At 37.0% G+C, this 3,331-nt stretch carries 2 protein-coding genes; one reads left to right on the forward strand and one right to left on the reverse strand.

Going from position 1 to position 3,331, the window contains the following annotated elements; all coding sequences use genetic code 11:
- Window positions 1-219 precede the first annotated feature (219 nt).
- Window positions 220-2,049, reverse strand: a complete 1,830-nt coding sequence (locus F607_RS31945; protein ID WP_169719854.1) for a cellulase family glycosylhydrolase — start codon at window positions 2,047-2,049, stop codon at window positions 220-222.
- 656 nt (window positions 2,050-2,705) lie between these two features.
- On the opposite strand from F607_RS31945, the gene F607_RS0125790 reads away from it, so the two are divergent.
- A complete protein-coding gene (locus F607_RS0125790) occupies window positions 2,706-3,269 on the forward strand; it encodes a Vps62-related protein (RefSeq protein WP_027710315.1) in 564 nt (187 codons plus the stop codon).
- Window positions 3,270-3,331: the final 62 nt, after the last annotated feature.

Below are 3,331 nucleotides of genomic sequence, written 5' to 3' on the forward strand. Positions count from 1 at the left end.
AAAACGTGAATTTTGGTGTCAAATAATAAACAATCGTATTTACCTTCTATAATTTAAGATCTTTCCTAAAAATATTGAAATTTTGGTAACATTTTAAAGGTACCCTAATTTATAATAAGGTGCTATATAACGACAACAACCCTAATACTTAAATAGAAATGGCGACAATACGTCTAGCGAACATTAAATAAATGGGGTATTTATAATACCCCTATCACTCTACTTTAAACTTACTGGACTAATATGTTGTCCAATACTTTCATCTAACTGATATTGTAATAACTCTCTTTTTGTATTTGGAATATTTTCTGCTGCTGTGAGCAATACAAATTGCGTTCGATCTTCATTAGAAGGTGCTCGAGATACACGTGCGCCATGACCTTCTTTGATGATGGTGATATCACTTGTCTGATTAAATTCGTTATTCCAGATATCTATAGACTCTTCTGTTATAACAACCAATGGCTTCTCTATAAACCAACCTGGTAAATACAGCTCTAAACCTGCTGATAGCGGTTTTCCTTTCCATGTGAGCCATACAAATGGTTTATTTTCTAGCCAGTTTTGACCATTTAATTTTAATGAAGCCCAGTGTGATAGTTTACCTTTTGCGTCAGGTTCTCCCCCTTCAGCAAAATAAAAGTGTTGCAACTCTCCAGGAATTCTTCGTGGGTATGCTCGCTCTACTATCTTTTGGGATACATTGTATGTTGTACCCCAATTTGCCACTACCGAGAAGTCCTCATCATTCCAGGCATCTTTGCTTTGCATCAATTTATTAGAATTATAGTTCTGTAGTTCTTTATGATTGCCATAATAATAATCCCAATGCCATTGAGTAGATGATATAAAGGGACTATAAAATGACTGCCGAACCCCATCCTTCGTAACTTGTGTTGATAATCCTTGATATATCCCTTGCAGCATACGGTTAGTGTCTTTACTACCCTGACCATGGAGCCACATACCAAACTCACTCACAAAAGCTGGCATCTTTAAAAATTTTGCTTCCTCAGTGATCTCTTGGAATGATTTTACATATGTTTTATTTTTAACATTAGCTAAATTCCAGCTCATTCTTGCAGCATCATAAAAGTGGCTGTTAAAAACAAAGCCTTGACCTGGTGACTGCCATAAGTGATGTCCTCCAGTTGCAGGTGCTATAAGCCCAGCATTTGTATTCCAAAATACCAAAGGCTCAGCAAATACCCAACGAGCTTCCCAGCCAGTCTCATTCATAGCTGCTCTTACCCTTTGATAAAAAGGCCACAGACGCAAGTTATCCCACTCTTCAGCGGATAAACCATTCATTCCACCATCTACAGGCTCATTGAAAGGGTCTAAACCAACTATATAGCTAAACTCTTCTACCGATAGATTATCCTTAAGGAACTGAAGAACATGCTTAATCTGCCAAACATACTCATCTTGAACATGTCGTACCCCTTTTGTAGTATTAACTTCAGCATTTTCCCAAAAACGTCGAAATGCTAATCGTACAGCCTCATTGGTTAAGTTATGCTGACTCCAGCTTACACAAACTATCCCACAATACTCCTGAGGATACTCATCATCAGGAACAATCCATGCTGGTGCACCATTTCCGGTATGCCAGGAGTCTGCATTAAATAAATGACGTGAGTATAGATCCTGATGATAGTCAACTAAAACAAAAAAACCCTTATCAATAGCAATCTTAATTTGTGAAACTACCTCAGCAAGGTAACCATAATCTATACGATCAACTGCAGGGTGAACGCCTTCCCACGCAATTAAAAAACGGATAATGTTTGCACCGGTTTTGGATTTTAATTGCTGTAACGCTATTTCAGCGTCATCAGCCGTTCGAAATGGTTTAAAACCTTTCTCAATATGTTTAGTCGATCCTGATACATTGAATCCTCGCCAGTATACTTCACGGCCATCTCTATCAATAAAGACCCAATCTCCTTTTTCACGCTGGATAACACTAAGCATTGGGTCAGAAAATGTCTCAGCTTGTAACATATTTGCAGGAAATAGTAGTATTATATATAAAAGTTTATTCATATAAATACGATACTTATACATTAGCTTACCTTTATTTTAATTATTAAAAATCTCACTACTTTAGTATCAAAAAGCTTCTATTGGACGTATCAGCTTTGACCAAAAAACAATACCTAAAAAAAAGATTAAGTACAAAGTTAAATTATTTTTTTAATGCACATTAAAATTTCATTAAATGAGATCGAGAAAGAAAAGCATTACTTTTATACTTTAATTTTCATAAAGTCATTAGTGATATTTTTTTACAGCACAAAATCCTTCTCAGCGGCAAAGTAAGTGCATAGGTTAATCTATTATCATTTACTAACTCCGCGCCTTTCAAAGAACTAAATTAGATAAACCTTATAAAAGATTAGTAATAATACTTCAGTTGCATTTAACTGTCACCCCAGTCATTTAGTTTATCTAAACTCCGGGGGCTTCATCGCTCGCTGGCCTCGCCTAAATAACCCTTCGCTGTGAGTATATACCACTTTATTTTGACACCTAAAAATGATTCATTATGGGTATATCTTAAGAAAGTATCTTTTCCTATAATTTCACGAATACACTACAATAGTCTAACCCATCAACTTTCGGATGATTAATTATTGCACAAAAAAAATGGGTTGTTATTTTGATTTTTTTGCCAACAAATATTTTGGAGTAGTTAATTAATGGATACAATAATAAAAATAGCAACACTTATTGTATTAGCAGCTGGAGCAAGTAGTATAGCTGCTAACACGACAGAGAATTCCCTGGAAGTCAAGTATGTTAATCAGTTCGACTTAGTATGGTGGGATAAGAAATCTGGTGGTAAACACAATGGTAGTTATTATCGACCTAAACTTCCCTCAGGCTACTATCGACTTGGAGACTATGCTAAATCTGGATACAGTGCCCCAACCGAGTCCGTTATCGTAGTTAAAGAGTTAGTGCCAGGCTCTTTAGTAAGACCAGTCGGTTACACTAGGATATGGAAAGACTCTGGTTCTGGGGCAAAGTGGAATGGATCCTTCTGGCTCCCTAAACCTCCCTCTGGATATAAGTGCCTTGGTGTCGTAGCCCAACGTGGGCATCATGAACCCTCTATCGATGAAGTGAGATGTGTTAAATCAAACTTAGTGGTGACGGGCAAAGCAGGAAAAATGACCTGGAATGACAAGCGTACAGGTGCCAAGGCTAATTTTAGTTCATGGAAAATTATGTACCCCCTCTGCAATCGTGTGCTGCAGTAAATAACGTACAAGCCATACCGCTAATGTCTTCTTACTCAGTTCTCTGTCTGTTTAGTACGCTG

Source organism: Zooshikella ganghwensis DSM 15267 (assembly GCF_000428585.1).
GTDB lineage: Bacteria > Pseudomonadota > Gammaproteobacteria > Pseudomonadales > Zooshikellaceae > Zooshikella > Zooshikella ganghwensis.

Excerpts from the sequence above, each read along its gene's own strand:
- F607_RS0125790 (WP_027710315.1), top strand. The coding sequence starts at position 2,706 with ATGGATACAATAATAAAAATAGCAACACTTATTGTATTAGCAGCTGGA.
- F607_RS31945 (WP_169719854.1), bottom strand. The coding sequence starts at position 2,049 with ATGAATAAACTTTTATATATAATACTACTATTTCCTGCAAATATGTTA.